The organism is Rhodoligotrophos appendicifer, assembly GCF_007474605.1.
GTDB lineage: Bacteria > Pseudomonadota > Alphaproteobacteria > Rhizobiales > Im1 > Rhodoligotrophos > Rhodoligotrophos appendicifer.
Genome location: NZ_VHKL01000006.1, coordinates 221,504 through 234,709, shown reverse-complemented (window position 1 = coordinate 234,709; position 13,206 = coordinate 221,504). Strand labels below are relative to the sequence as shown.

General features: G+C 61.6%; 15 protein-coding genes. 3 read left to right on the top strand and 12 right to left on the bottom strand.

The window, feature by feature from the left end; translation table 11 throughout:
- Positions 1-36 precede the first annotated feature (36 nt).
- The 3 genes from FKM97_RS15175 to FKM97_RS15165 are packed head-to-tail and all read right to left on the bottom strand — an operon-like array spanning position 37 to position 2,617.
- Positions 37-450, bottom strand: a complete 414-nt coding sequence (locus tag FKM97_RS15175) for a Rieske (2Fe-2S) protein (RefSeq protein WP_144293271.1) — start codon at positions 448-450, stop codon at positions 37-39.
- Positions 447-1,550 (bottom strand): amidohydrolase family protein, encoded by a 1,104-nt coding sequence (locus FKM97_RS15170; RefSeq protein ID WP_144293270.1) that lies wholly within the window; start codon positions 1,548-1,550, stop codon positions 447-449. Before FKM97_RS15170 ends, FKM97_RS15175 begins: the two co-directional genes overlap by 4 nt.
- Positions 1,547-2,617 (bottom strand): amidohydrolase family protein, encoded by a 1,071-nt coding sequence (locus FKM97_RS15165; RefSeq protein ID WP_144293269.1) that lies wholly within the window; start codon positions 2,615-2,617, stop codon positions 1,547-1,549. Before FKM97_RS15165 ends, FKM97_RS15170 begins: the two co-directional genes overlap by 4 nt.
- A 287-nt stretch (positions 2,618-2,904) precedes the next feature.
- Here FKM97_RS15165 and FKM97_RS15160 point away from each other — a divergent pair, with 287 nt between their 5' ends.
- Entirely contained in the window at positions 2,905-3,963 is a 1,059-nt protein-coding gene (locus tag FKM97_RS15160; protein WP_144293268.1) for an alpha/beta fold hydrolase, read from the top strand.
- On the opposite strand, the gene FKM97_RS15155 is transcribed toward FKM97_RS15160, so the two are convergent.
- The 4 genes from FKM97_RS15155 to FKM97_RS15140 form a co-directional block, all read right to left on the bottom strand.
- Positions 3,938-4,819: an amidohydrolase family protein gene (locus tag FKM97_RS15155; RefSeq protein WP_144293267.1), complete on the bottom strand. Its 882-nt coding sequence runs from the start codon at positions 4,817-4,819 to the stop codon at positions 3,938-3,940. The genes FKM97_RS15160 and FKM97_RS15155 overlap by 26 nt on opposite strands.
- Positions 4,816-5,802, bottom strand: coding sequence for an NAD(P)-dependent oxidoreductase (locus tag FKM97_RS15150; protein WP_144293266.1), 987 nt, complete (start codon positions 5,800-5,802; stop codon positions 4,816-4,818). Before FKM97_RS15150 ends, FKM97_RS15155 begins: the two co-directional genes overlap by 4 nt.
- Before the next feature lie 511 nt (positions 5,803-6,313).
- Complete coding sequence (locus FKM97_RS15145; protein ID WP_144293265.1) at positions 6,314-6,520, bottom strand: hypothetical protein; 207 nt, start codon at positions 6,518-6,520, stop codon at positions 6,314-6,316.
- A 105-nt stretch (positions 6,521-6,625) separates the two neighbouring features.
- Entirely contained in the window at positions 6,626-6,904 is a 279-nt protein-coding gene (locus FKM97_RS15140) for a hypothetical protein (RefSeq protein WP_205015047.1), read from the bottom strand.
- 208 nt (positions 6,905-7,112) lie between these two features.
- On the opposite strand from FKM97_RS15140, the gene FKM97_RS26950 reads away from it, so the two are divergent.
- On the top strand, positions 7,113-7,235 hold the full coding sequence (locus FKM97_RS26950) for a hypothetical protein (RefSeq protein ID WP_281290106.1): 123 nt from the start codon (positions 7,113-7,115) through the stop codon (positions 7,233-7,235).
- On the opposite strand, the gene FKM97_RS15135 is transcribed toward FKM97_RS26950, so the two are convergent.
- Positions 7,232-8,671 carry a phospholipase D-like domain-containing protein gene (locus tag FKM97_RS15135; RefSeq protein WP_144293264.1) on the bottom strand — a complete coding sequence of 480 codons (1,440 nt, stop codon included), beginning with the start codon at positions 8,669-8,671 and terminating at the stop codon, positions 7,232-7,234. The genes FKM97_RS26950 and FKM97_RS15135 overlap by 4 nt on opposite strands.
- Before the next feature lie 272 nt (positions 8,672-8,943).
- On the opposite strand from FKM97_RS15135, the gene FKM97_RS15130 reads away from it, so the two are divergent.
- On the top strand, positions 8,944-9,600 hold the full coding sequence (locus tag FKM97_RS15130) for a hypothetical protein (RefSeq protein WP_144293263.1): 657 nt from the start codon (positions 8,944-8,946) through the stop codon (positions 9,598-9,600).
- Positions 9,601-9,659: 59 nt separating this feature from the next.
- Here FKM97_RS15130 and FKM97_RS15125 read toward each other — a convergent pair whose 3' ends face one another.
- The 4 genes from FKM97_RS15125 to arsB form a co-directional block, all read right to left on the bottom strand.
- A complete protein-coding gene (locus tag FKM97_RS15125; RefSeq protein ID WP_144293262.1) occupies positions 9,660-9,911 on the bottom strand; it encodes a hypothetical protein in 252 nt (83 codons plus the stop codon).
- Positions 9,912-10,020: 109 nt separating this feature from the next.
- The gene (locus FKM97_RS15120) at positions 10,021-11,049 is read right to left on the bottom strand and encodes a TerC family protein (RefSeq protein WP_144293261.1); all 1,029 of its coding nucleotides are present in this window, start codon (positions 11,047-11,049) and stop codon (positions 10,021-10,023) included.
- Positions 11,050-11,357: 308 nt separating this feature from the next.
- Complete coding sequence (gene arsH / locus FKM97_RS15115) at positions 11,358-12,068, bottom strand: arsenical resistance protein ArsH (RefSeq protein WP_144293260.1); 711 nt, start codon at positions 12,066-12,068, stop codon at positions 11,358-11,360.
- Positions 12,068-13,123, bottom strand: a complete 1,056-nt coding sequence (gene arsB, locus FKM97_RS15110; protein WP_144293259.1) for an ACR3 family arsenite efflux transporter — start codon at positions 13,121-13,123, stop codon at positions 12,068-12,070. The genes arsH and arsB overlap by 1 nt, the downstream gene beginning before the upstream one ends.
- Between the last annotated feature and the right edge of the window lie 83 nt (positions 13,124-13,206).

The following is a 13,206-nucleotide window of genomic DNA, read 5'->3' as shown; positions in this document are numbered from 1 at the left end:
TCCCAGACCGCCATGCCTGGAGGCGACTGAACTCGATTACAGCTCGATGACGACGTAGTCGGTCTCGACCGAGACCTGGAACGTCTCGGCCACATAGGGACCCTTGACGAGGTCCTCACCGGCCTCGACATTGGCCTCATAGGTCTTGACCCGGATCCGCTTCGGATCGACCCAGGACTGGCCCGTGCGGATGTCAAACTCCCATGCGTGCCAGGGGCATTTCACCATCTCGCCGCGGCGTGAATATTCGTAGATGCCGGGCTCTTTCGACTGGACAAGGCCAATTCGGGCGCCACGACAGAGGCTCCCCCCCTCATGAGGACAGCGGTCGAGGAGTGCGAAAAACTCCCCGCCCTGGTTGAAGACGCAGATGGTCCGCCCTTCGACGACCGCCAGGCGCTGTTCGCCGTCCGGAATCTCGTCGGTCCGAAACACCACATGGCGCGTCATTGAGGAAGACCAAAAACGTGGCGCGCATTATCGAGGTAGACCATGCGCTTCTGCTCCTCCGAGAGGGTGGATTTGAAGGCAAAGCGGGGATCGTCAAAATCCCAGTGGGGATAATCCGTTGAGAACAGGAGGCGGTCGAAACCGACCCAGTTCAGGACGTCCATCATCTGGGCCCGCTGCTCGGGCTCCTCGACGGGCTGGGTGGTGAACCAGACCTGGCGCTCCATGTATTCCGACGGCTTGCTCTTGAGGTGCGGCACCTCGCTGCGGAGCCGCTCCCAATGCTTGTCCAACCGCCACTTGAAGGCCGGAACCCAGCCGAAGCCCGCTTCGACGGAGATCAGCTTCAGCTCTGGAAAGGTCTCGAACACCCCCTCGAACACGAAGCTCGCCATCAGCGCCTGCATGCCGATGGAATGGTTGTAATGATCTTCGAAATAGAAGGATTGCCAGCCGCCCGGCGTCGTCGGATAGCCGCTGACACCGCCGACATGAATCGCCACCGGCATGGATTCCTCTGCCGCAGCTTCGTAGATCGGCCAGTATTTGCGCTGACCCAAGGGCTCACGCGTCCGCGAGGTCATCAGGATCTGCACGAAATCCTTATTCTTGGCGCGGCGCCGGATTTCGGCGGCAGCGGCCTGGGGATCCTCGCAGGGGATCATGATGGACGCCTTGAGGCGCGGCTCGGGTTCCGTCCACTCCGCCAGCTGCCAATCATTGGCCGCCTGGCACAAGGCCACGCCAAACTCCGTATTGCGTTGGTCCTGGCCGTTCGGGCCCAGGAACTGCAGGATGCCGTATTCGACGCCATTGGGATCGAGATGCTGTTCGCGCATGAAGGCGAGATCAGAGCCAGGCAGGCCTCCCGTCGGCGGCCAAGAATCGAGGCGGGCGAGGGCCGGGGTCGCCTTGGGGTAGGTGGAACTGCCGAGGAAGGGCTCGCGCAGAAACTGGCCATAGGTCGCAAAATGGTCACGCCAGCGCTGCGGCAGATAGGGATCCAGGGTCCTGGGCGATGCCAGGGTGGGGTGAATGTCGCAATCGATGACCTTCAGGTCCGTCTTTGCGGAACGGACGGCCGGATTGTGAATGTTCATACGACAAGCTCCTTCAGCCGTGGATAGGTTGCGACAGCATTGTCCCTTATAATCTTCTGGTGCAGCCGCTCCGGTATGCCTTCCGACAGGACCTCGTCCCCCTCGAAGTGCCAGTGCGGATAATCGGTCGAAAACAGCAGCATGTCATCTGAGCCGAGCTGATCGCAGATGCGCGCAAGCTGGCCAGGTTCGGGTGGTGCGTCGGTCGGCTGAATCGTGAGGCGCACATTCTCGCGGATGATCTCGGAGGGCGAACGGTCGACCCAAGGGATTTCCGTTCGCAGGGCGATCCAGGTCTTCGTGGCTCGCCACATAAAATGCGGCAGCCAGGTAAAGCCGGATTCGATGAGGACGATCTTGAGATCAGGGAATTTGGTGAACACGCCCTCCACCAACAGGTTGAGCAACTGGTGCTGGAAGGCGGTGGCCTGACCGACATATTCCTCGACGACATAGGAAGGCCAGCCCAGCGAGGTGGTTGGATTCCGATAGAGGCTGCCGGCGTGGATGCCGATGGGCAGACCATGCTTCTCAGCTGCTTCATAAATTGGCCAATAATGCCTCCGGCCCAGGGGCATCTGCTCCTGTACGAACATCAGCGCCTGAACGAACCTCCTGTCGGAGGCACGGCGCTCGATCTCCTCGGCGGCGAAAAGAGGATTGTGCGTCGGCAGGATGATCGAGGCGCGCAGACGAGGATCTCGGTCGAGCCATTCCTTCGCCAGCCAGTCATTTGCGGCACGCGACAGGACTGCACCGAGATCAGCGTTATAGAGTGCGGGCGCGCCATAGAGGCAGTTCAGGATTGCGTGGTCGACATGAAAGCGGTCCAGCACATCGGTGCGCAAGCGCTCGATGCTGCTGCCCGCCTTGCCGCCTTCGATGCGCCAGTCCGGCCGGACACTCAAAGGCGAGTTCGGCGGATAGCTCCGGAGGTCGAGACCATCCGTGCCGCGGGACACCATCATGTCGCGCCAGAACTCGTCGAGATAGGGGAGCAACTGCTTCATGTCCGGCGCAGCCGGATGAACGTCGCAATCTATGGAGCCGCTCAGGTCGACGGCCATGCTCCCTCCCATCTCGAGGCTTCGTATTCTTCTTCCAGCCTTCCAAGCGCTAGGTAACCTGGCTGGAGGCGTTTTGTCAACGCGGCTTGCGGCGATGTTGGATCGAAACTGAGGAGCGGCTCTTTCAGAAATTCAGCGATGTGATCGGTAGAACTCGAAAAAGCCGACCGGTCCAAACAATACAGATCGGAGGCTTCACTGTATCGCAGAGGTACCAAAAAGGGGAGCTCTGGCCTGGCCAACGTGCCATCGGCAGAGCAGGTACCGTGATCGTCAAAGGATCTTCCATGAGCCAACATCCCGATCCAAGCCGCCGCCTGTTCCTTGGTGCCGCCGCCATGACCGTCGCCGCCGTTCCGCTCGGCCCGATCCGTTCGGCCATGGCACAGGGGGCCATCGCGGAACCGAAGCCTCGACGCCCTACCGACACTGGGGCGGTGCGCACCTCCTTCGGGCCGTTGAAGCAGATCGAGGCCGGGGTGCTCACGACGGGCTATGCCGAGGCGGGTCCCGATGACGGGCCCGTGGTCATTCTCCTTCATGGCTGGCCCTACGACATCCACACTTATGTCGGTGTTGCGCCCATACTGGCGGAGGCGGGATACCGCGTGATCGTGCCGTTCCTGCGGGGCTATGGCACGACGCAATTCCTTTCTGCCGAAACAGCCAGGAACGGCCAACAATCAGTGTTCGCCCTCGATATCCTGGCCCTGATGGACGCACTGAAGATCGAGAGGGCGACGATCGGCGGCTGCGACTGGGGAGCCCGCACCGCCGACATCCTCGCGGCGCTCTGGCCGGAGCGCTGCAGGGCGCTGGTCTCGGTGAGCGGCTATCTCATCGGCAGCCAAGCCGCCAACGAGACGCCGCTGCCGCCCAAGGCGGAGCTCGCCTGGTGGTATCAATACTACTTCGCGACGGAACGCGGCCGAAAGGGTTATCAGGAGAATCGGCGCGACTTCGCCAGGCTGATCTGGGCGCTGGCCTCCCCGAAATGGTCCTTCGATGACGCCACTTTTGAACGCAGCGCCGCTGCCCTCGATCATCCCGACCATGTCGAGATCGTCATCCACAATTACCGGTGGCGTCTCGGCCTGGCCGAGGGTGAGCCGCGCTATGATGCGCTAGAACGGCGCCTCGCCGCGTTTCCGCTGATCGGCGTGCCGACCATCACGCTGGAAGGCGACGCCAATGGCGCCCCTCATCCGCAACCCGCCGCCTATGCCAAGAAGTTCTCCGGCCAGTATGAGCATCGGACCGTTACCGGTGGCATCGGGCATAACTTGCCGCAGGAAGCTCCGGACGCGTTCGCCAAAGCCATCATGGATGCCGATCGGCGGGGTTAGGACGGCCGAAGCCATAAACTTCCGCCGCGTTGTCGACCATGATCCGGGTCGCTATCGCCGCGTCGCCGCACCACTGAGCAAACAGGTCCACCAGGTTTGCGTCGTCGGGCGGGTTTCCGGGCTTCGACGGGTGGGGCCAATTGGTGGCGAAGAGGCACCGCTCCGGCGCATGGGCGATCATTGCGCGGGCAAGCACCGCAACGTCGGCATAGTCGGGTGCACCCGTGCGGGAGGTCTCGTAGACGCCGGAGGTCTTCACCCATGTCTTGCCGCCGTCGATAAGCTTGCGCAAGGCGAGGACGCCGGGATGCCCAATGTCCACGGGCTCGAGGAACTTGCCATTATGGTCGATGACCAGCCGGCCGGGCAGGCGGGCGAGGCGGTCGGCGTGATCGTCAAGGTGCCGACCATCGAGCTGCATCTGCACATGCCAGCCGAAGGCTGCGGTCTTGGCTGCCAACAGGTCGAGATCGTCCCAACCGAGCGAACCCCCACCAATCATAAAGAAGCGGATGCCGCATATGCCGAGCCCCGTGAGCCGCTCCAGTTCGGTGTCGGTCACATCGGGCGGCACGACAGCTACGCCACGCGCGACGTCCCCCAGGGCGGCCATGGCATCGAGGGTAGCGCGATTGTCGAAACCATAAACCGATGGCTGCACGACGACAGCCCGCGTGAGGCCCAGGATGTCCCGAACGCGCTTGTAGGTCTCCACATCGCCGCCTGCGACGGGCGGAAATGGCGAGGCGGGATGCGGAGGATAGACCGTCGGATCGCCATAGGCATGCATGTGACAGTCGCATGCCGCTGGTGGTGGGCGGAACTTCGGCGGGTGGGCCGGCAGCAGCGCGCTCACGCCGCGCCCCAGCCAACGACACGGTGCGGATTGACGGCGTGCATCGGGAGCCGGCCCGCCAGGATCGCCTTGACCTGCTCAACCGTCTCCATCGCCTGAAACTCCGAGGGCTCGATCATCAGCGCTGCTGTGTGGGGCGTCGCGATGACGTTGGGCAGGCGGGCCAATCGCAATGACGGCTGCTCGTCGATGCCATCGCCGACGTCGAGGCCGGCGCCTGCGATGATGCCCGATGTCAGGGCCGCTTCCAGGGCGGCCTCATCGACCAGAATGCCGCGAGAAATATTGACGAAATACGCGTCCTTGCGCATCCGGGAGAAAGCATCGGCGTTCATCATCCGGAGCGTCTCAGGGGTCGCATAGGCGGCGCAGACGACGAAATCCGGTTGCGACAGGACCTCGTGGAACCCCACCACGTCGACGGCGCCATGGCGAATGGTGGCATAGGGATCATAGACCGAGACCTTCATCGAGAATGCCAGCGCCAGTTCGGCGATGCGTTTGCCGATGGAGCCATAGCCGATGATGCCCACATGGGCGCCTGCCAGCTGGCGGCGGAACACCATGGGATGGGCATCCTGGCCGGCATGGTAGCGGGAGGCGTCGGTCGTGATCCCGCGGGCCAGATCCAAGATCAGTGCTATGGCATGCTCACCCACTGCATCGGCATAGCCGGAACTACAGCGACATACGAGGATGTTGGCGTCGGAGGCTGCGTCGACATCGATATTGCGGATGTCGACCGCGCAGCGGATGAAGGTCTTCACATCCGTCAGTTTCTCCATCACCTCGCGCGGCCCGGTGGCGAGGCGGTCGGAAATCACGACCTGGCACCCTTGGGCAGCGGCGACCAGCGCGTCGCCGCGAAGTGGCTCATCACTCTCGTTCATGCGCAGATCGACGATCTCCTTCAGGGCATCCACGGCTTTGAAGCTGTAGAAATGCTTGAGCAGATCGCGATTGTGGGTCAGCAGAACACGCATCGCTCATTCATCCTGTGATGTGGTGGGGGAGGTGATCAGGCGCCGGCGGCTCACAGTGAGTCTGTGTCGCCCGCCACACGCGGGACGGCAGGCAAGAAAGATCGAGAGGCGTTGCGCTGTTGCTTTGACGATGCCACCGCCCTTCACGGCATCGCGGGTCGAAAAGCCAGGCGTCCGAGGATCTGCCACGCAGAAATACGCTTCACCGCGGAGCATGTCTCAGACCCCCATCAATCTGACCTAAACTGAAGCAAATCCACGCCTATGGCAATAACAGTCCCGGAGCAAGACGCCGACGTCGCTGAGCCTCGAAGAGACCGGCTTCGGGGAACAACCATCCATGGCGAACGTGGGAAAGAGGTGCGGAGGTTGTCGTCGACGGCGGCCGTGGCACTTGCGACGATGCGGCGTGCCGAGGCCATTTCAGTCGGCGGTTTTGGCTCCGGGGAGGCGTGCGGCCAGCATCGGCCAGAGCCATCCTGGTCCGTGCTTCCTGTTGGACATCAGTGGGTTAAGATGCTCGAAGCTCGGTGTCTTGCGAGCGGATAACAGCCGAAGACTTCAACATGCCGATGCGACGATCGGTTCTGGCCAATTCGATCTGTTCTCTGCTCTTATCGATGCCGTCCAAGATCTGGCCGCGAATGATCATCACGTATCGAGCCCGCTCCCGTTCCAGCTCCGATATCCGTCGATGGAAGAACGAATAATTAACCATGATCATCTCCTCCGATCCAGAAACCAGAGGAGAGCAATTTCCGTTCCACACTTCTTGTTCACAGTGTTGTTTTCGAGAGAGCCTGAGACGCGACGGATGCCGCTGTCATCCGTCATTGCTCGCATTCAGATCGGTCGTCGCAATGAATTCCGGCGTTGTTTCCTCATTCCGCTCAACCAGGCTCCCAATGAGCCTCAGCAGTTCCCGGGTCTCGGGACCAGTGCCTCCCGTGGTGAGGAACTGACCGATGTCCATATCGGTCACTTTCCCGCCGGAGGGCTCGTTGGCCTCGTGCCGGACGAACACCCGTAGGTCGCCGTCTCTCACCAGGACCCAGCGATCGCCGCTGGAGCTGCAGTAAAGGTCTCGAGTTTCGGCGGTCATGGGGGCTCCTTCGCGCTCCGCCGCAGTCACTCCGCGGTGGGTTCAAATCGCTGGCGTCGTACAGCGTTCAGAGGTTGTATCGTTGTCCTGGCCAGGAAGGTGAGATGCACATCCGATATCATTTCGCCTCACCAAGCGCTCAGGCATCAGGAACTGCACAGCGACCCTTCAGTTCCGAAATAAGGATCTCTCGGGTGATGGAGCTCTGATGTCAGCATTCTTCGACGGAGCAGAGGGCGGTGCCTATGCCGCCACGGGGTTCGTCCAAGGCCCTGCGGCGGCCGTGGTTTCGTGGAGCGCTCATCGGCTGTTCTGCAGCCGCAGCCGCTAACGCAGATGGCGCGAAGGGAGGACGCCCCGGATGAGACTTCGCCACAAACTCGGGGGGCGTTCAGGGTCCAGAAGATCGCTTTCGGAAAGCGCCTCCTCCACTGCATTTGGTTCATCGGGAACATAGGGCACGAGGGTCTTTCCCTCGCCTCTGAGCTCCTCGATGACGGCGATGAGCGATCGATCCGAGCGGGTCTGTAATTGGTTCAGCGCAATCCCCAGATGCTCGCTCAGGAGATCGTCCCTCAAGTCGCGGATCATCGCCCTGACCTCGCTTTCGTTCGGAGCGCCTTCGACCGCCTCAATGGCGAGGTCGCATTCGGAATCCAGTCCCATGGATCGATTGTTCAAGTTCGAGGATCCGACACGTAAGAGCCAGTCATCGATGATCATGATCTTCGCGTGGACATAGATCGGACTGCCTCGTTCGGAGACGGGCGTGTAAATCCGGAATCGTCTGTATGGATCCGATCTTTGCACAAGAGATAGTAATCGAGCTCGTGCGGTATCCATGACGGCTGATTCGAGGAAGCCGTCTGCAGAAAGCGGGTTTATGACAACAATCTCCGGTCCTTGTTCTTCACTGAGACGCTTGATTATTGCTTCCGATACTCGTCGAGAGGCAAAGTACTGACTCTCGCAATAGATCGCTGTTTTTGCACTGGCAATCGCATCCAAGTACAATGTCTCAATTTCCCGGACCTCCTGCTGTTCTCCATCGGCTCCCAAGGTGCGAGCGATGGCGACATCGACATGGGTGAGGGACGGTTTCAGATCCGAAGGCCACAATCCATCCCACGGCTCCGGGGGCAGGAGCTTGTCACCCGTGGCACGATGCCAACGCTCACGGGCAAGCTCACCCAGCGCTCTTGCGGCGGGGCCTTCAATTGCCGTCGTCGCGTCGTGCCAGGGTCCATAGGAATGGCCATCCGGCTTGATCCGGCAGGGATCGTCATCGAGGTGCTTGCGGGTGTCCCAGCGGAGGCCGGTGATGTCGATGCCGCCACAAAAGGCTACGGAATCATCGATGACGACCAGCTTCTGATGATGGGCTGCTCCCGGAGGATGGGCCCCATCCAATTTGAAATTCACATTTGGCGAGGTCATGAAGTTCAAAAGGTGAAAGGGCATCGTACCGCGGCCAAGCGATTTCAAAGCGCCCAGGTCCCATTTCAGAATCCGGACGGAGAGATGGGGCCGCGTCTTGCCGATCCATTTGAGGAAAGACCCCAGGGTGTTCGGGCCCTCCAAGCTGGCGCCCGCGGGCTCGAATTTGATCCGCGTGTCGAAGTCCCAGCCGATCAGATAGATGCAGTGCCGAGCGTCCAGCATCGTGCGCTTGACGGCGCGAAAATAATCGGCCGCGTCAATTATGATGGCAAAGCGACGGGCTGTCTCGACCCGCAAACAGTTACGACCTGGCGATAATAGCGGCATATGGGTCTTCGCACCCTGCAACGAAGCAAAAAAGGAACCGGCCCCCGGTGGTTCACCCGACCAACTGAGGGTGTGACGCGGGCCACGCTTTTCCGGAATGAGGAGTGGCCGCGTCAGTGCGCATGTGGCGGTCTTCCCGGCCAGCAACAAGGCGCACTCCATCACTAAATTCTCTGCGCAAGCCGTCGAACTTGTGGGGAAAGCCACTTACGGAGCCCGCAAAGGGTGAGAGCTTTGCCTCCCGAAAGCTTTTTGAGCACAGGGGGTCAAGGATGTCACCCTTCAGGGCGTTCGCGCGGACATGCCGTCTGATCGTTTTCTGCAGGACGTCCACGGTTGATCTGCGGCCGGCGCCGACGCCCAAGCCGATCCGCCAGTGGGGCAACGGCAGCACCCTCACTCAGAGGTGGGCGATCACGCTGGCCGCGACCGCGGCCTCGACCTACGCATTGGATGCCGCCGCAACGGTGGTCGGTGTCCTGCTCGTTGGTTCAGAACTGTTGCACGGTCTCGATCACATCCTCGTCGTCCTGTTCCTGGCCAGCACTTATCTCGTCTGGGGGGCCGGCTTGAGGGTCAACCTCAAAGCGAACTGGCAACTGCTCGAGACAACGGGGACCAGCACCAGCGCTCTCTCCAAGGCAGCCTATGACCTCAACAAATATGCGTCCGCAAGCGGACGAGTGCGGAGGCTTGCCGCCAGTGCGGGCTACATCCTCATGGAGATCGTCAAAGAAGCGTTCTTCTACGGCGCTGCGTTCGGCGTGGCCATCGTCAGCGATACGGTTACAGCGAACGATGCGATGATCTTTCTCGCCGGCGCCAATTTGGGTGCTGCCGGATATGAGTACGGACTGGCATGGGTGACCCGGTCATTCCTGAAGCGCCGCGGCCATGCCGCGGTCGGCCATGCCAGTGAGGGTCCCTAGACAGACGCCTCGGATCGGCTCACGAACGAGGATGCTTTGCCAAGCGCATGCTCGCCGCATCAGGGGTCGGGCGGGCGCTTCTGGATGAGCGCGAGCGACCGGCTTAGCGCCCAGAGCCCGAGGGCTAACATGGCCGCAAGGACAGCCGCGTAGAAGCCTGCACTCTCCTTGGGAGGCCCGCTCATGAGGTGGTCGAGTGTCGGCACCAGCAAGGCCAGCAGAAAGCCGCAGAAGAGCCCCCATGAAGCGACCAGCGGCGCTGCACCCGCACGCGGTGACACGGCGGCGGCAGCGACCAAAGCAGCCGCCACAGCACCTCGTCGAGCGCCATGGGAAAAAATCGGGGACTGCCCCACCATCGCGCGACTTCTCCGGCAGCAATCAGGACTGCGACCGCAAAGGTCACGTAACGAAGGGTTCTCATGGCTGGTCGCTCCGTGCCGGATCATCGGGCCCCATGCCCGTGGGCCAATCCGGCTCCGGCTGGCCGCGTGTCTTCCACAGCGAATAGCCGATGCCAGCCGCGATCAGGGCGAAGGTGACACCGAGGCTTATCGCTGGCGGGAACTTGTCGCCACCGAGGAGGAAGTCCGCGACGAAGATCTTTGCCCCGATGAACACCAACACCGCCGCCAAGGCATATTTGAGATAATGGAACCGATGCACCAATGCTGCCAGAGCGAAATAGAGAGCCCGGAGGCCCAGGATGGCCATGATGTTGGAGGTGTAGACGATAAACGTGTCAGTCGTGATCGCGAAAATGGCAGGCACAGAGTCCACCGCGAAGACGAGGTCGGCGAGGTTAATCACCACCAGCGCCAGGAAGAGAGGCGTCGCCGCGCGGACCATCTTGCCCGTTTTCGGATCCGGAGTGCGCACGAAGAAGCGGTGCCCATGCAGTTCCCGCGTGACCCGCATGTGGGTGGAGATGAACCGAACCGCGGGGTTGTTGGCAACGTCCATCGGTTCGTCGCCTGCAAAAAACATCTTGATGCCGGTGAAAACCAGGAAGGCAGCGAAGAAGTAGAGGACCCAGTAGGCTTCATTCACGAGGGCGGCACCGCCTGCGATCATCAGCCCCCGCAGGACGATGACGGCGACGATCCCCCAGAGCAGCGCCCGGTACTGATATTTTGCAGGGATCGCGAAATAGGAGAAGATGAGGCTGATCACGAAGACGTTGTCGATCGATAACGCCTTTTCGATGAAGAAGCCTGTGAAATACTGCATGCCGGGCTCAGGGCCTCGAGTGTGCCAGACCCATGCGCCAAACAGCAGCGCCACTGAAATGTAAAAGGCCGAGAGCTTCAGGCTCTCGCTGATGCCCATTTCCCGGTCTTCCTTGTGCAGAATCCCGAGATCGAATGCCGTCAGTGCAACGACCAATCCGAGAAAGGACAGCCAGAACCACACCGGCGTTCCCAACCAGTCGGAGAGTAGAAATTCCATCGCCCTCATTCCTCTCAATCACCTAAGCGACAGGAGGATCCGAGATTGGGAGTGGCGTCAGCCGGGCCTCGCAAGCATCGGATCATCCGATGCGGCCGACATCACGCGCTTCGAGAATCGAAGGTGGGCGTCAGAGGGGCCCGGTCCGCCCGGCGAATATAGAGGGTCGATCTCGCAGGTTCAACCGTGGAGCCATGAGCAGCTTCGCAGGGGCGCCTGGTCTTTGAAGGTGGGGGAGGATCGATGATGCGCCGTCAATGGCGGGTGCAGGTCATTCGGGTTTGACCATCCGCAGAAGAGGAGGGATGTCAGATCGTTGCGAGCTTCACTCGTGCGGACAGCTTCTCGGCCGCCTCCTTGCGTTCGCTGTAGCGGTCCGTGAGATAGGAGGAGGCGTCGCGGGTCAGCAGAGTGAACTTGATCAGCTCCTCCATCACGTCAACCACCCGGTCATAATAGGCGGACGGTTTCATGCGGCCCGCCTCGTCAAACTCCTGGTAGGCCTTCGCGACGGAAGACTGGTTGGGGATGGTGATCATCCGCATCCAGCGGCCGAGCACCCTGAGCTGGTTGACCGCATTGAAGCTCTGGGAGCCTCCCGAAACCTGCATGACAGCCAGGGTCCTGCCCTGGGTCGGCCGAATGGCTCCAAGGGCAAGGGGGATCCAGTCGATCTGCGCCTTCATCACCGCGCTCATCGCGCCATGGCGCTCGGGGCTGGTCCAGACTTGACCCTCCGACCAGAGCGACAGATCACGCAGCTCCTTCACCCGGGGATGATCGATTTCGGCACCGTCCGGCAGCGGCAGACCGCGGGGATCGAAAATTCGGGTCTCGGCTCCGAAGTGCCGCAGCAGTCGTGCGGCCTCAAGCGTCAGAAAGCGGCTGTAGGAGCGCTCCCGCAGCGAACCATAGAGCAGCAGGATGCGAGGAGGATGGCTCGAGATGTTCGGGCGCAGCCTGCCGATGCTCGGCACCTGGAGACAGTGGGCATCACTATTCGGCAGGTCATCGCGCATCAGCGATGGACCTCGACGGGTGTTGCCACCTTCTCGCCCCGCTCGTACCAGCCCTTGGACCGGTTCACGATCCAGACGACGCTGAGCATGACCGGCACTTCGATGAGGACACCCACCACGGTGGCGAGGGCTGCGCCGGAATGAAAACCGAAGAGGCTGATGGCGGCGGCGACGGCCAGCTCGAAGAAGTTCGATGCCCCGATGAGAGCCGAAGGTCCCGCGACGCAATGCTGCTCGCCGGCCATGCGATTGAGGAGATAGGCGAGGCCTGAATTGAAATAGACCTGGATGAGGATCGGGACGGCGAGAAGGGCGATGATCATCGGTTGAGCGATGATCTGTTCACCTTGGAAGCCGAACAGTAGCACCAGTGTCGCGAGCAGCGCGATGAGCGATACGGGGGAGAGCCGGGTCAGCAGCCTGTCCAGGGCCGCGTGTCCTCCCGTGGTCAGCAGCCTGCGCCGGAGCAGCTGCGCAATGATCACCGGGATGACAATGTAGAGCACCACCGACAGAACCAGCGTGCCCCACGGCACGGTGATGGCCGAGAGACCGAGCAGCAATCCGACGATGGGCGCGAAGGCCACCACCATGATGGCGTCATTGAGCGCAACCTGGCTCAAGGTGAAGTGCGGCTCGCCCTTGGTCAGATTCGACCAGACGAAGACCATGGCCGTACAAGGCGCTGCGGCCAGGATGATAAGGCCGGCAATATAGCTGTCGATCTGATCCGCCGGCAGATAGGGCCGGAACAGCCAGCCGATGAAGAGCCAGCCGAGGAGCGCCATGGAGAATGGCTTGATTGCCCAGTTGACGAAGAGGGTGACGCCAATGCCGCGCCAATGGCGGCCAACCTCGCCAAGGGCGGCGAAGTCGATCTTGAGCAGCATCGGGATGACCATCAGCCAGATCAGGACCGCGACCGGCAGGTTGACCTTGGCGATCTCGGCCGCCCCGACCAGCTGGAAGGCGCCGGGCATCATATGCCCGAGGGCGATCCCCGCGACGATGCAGAGGGCGACCCAGAGGGTCAGATAGCGTTCAAACGTCGACATGACTCTTCCCTCAGGTGGCCGGAACCCGGCGGCCGTGCTCGTCGATCAGAGGCTCGCCGTCGGATTGTGATAGATGACCACGT